We start from the raw sequence: 472 nt of genomic DNA on the forward strand, positions 1-472 counted from the left end.
GGTTTTTAGAAAAATCAGGAATTCTACCGGAAACTAAGTATTCTTTTATATTATTCCACTTGTAATCTTTTCCTACTCCTTTGAGAACAATTCCTTCGAAAGCATTCTCAGTTCTAATAATTCCCGCTTTGGTAGCAATAGCTTGTATGTGATTTATCCCACTAACTGAATTAAATTTGGGATAAAAATCATGTTTTTTAGAAATAGGAACAAGTGTAACTTCGGATAGATTATTATCATAATTTGAAATAATAATATGCCCATTGAAAGCAGAGATTTTCTCCCGAATTTTTTGTTGCAATCCGATTCCAGTTGCTACTGAAATTATCATCATGATCATGCCAATTGCAATTGCTGAAATTGCAATTTTTATAATTGGCGCTGATATACTGCTTTTATAATCTTTGGCAGTAATAAGTCTTTTGGCTATAAAATATACTAAATTCAAATTGATACTATTTCTAATTATAAT

At 29.7% G+C, this 472-nt stretch carries 1 pseudogene; it reads right to left on the reverse strand.

Features of this window, described 5'->3' with window-relative positions:
- Positions 1 to 448, reverse strand: a pseudogene (locus EHC72_RS22510) (ABC transporter permease); the annotation flags it as partial.
- Between the last annotated feature and the right edge of the window lie 24 nt (positions 449 to 472).

The organism is Pedobacter nototheniae (assembly GCF_004335085.1).
Taxonomy (GTDB): Bacteria; Bacteroidota; Bacteroidia; order Sphingobacteriales; family Sphingobacteriaceae; genus Pedobacter; species Pedobacter nototheniae.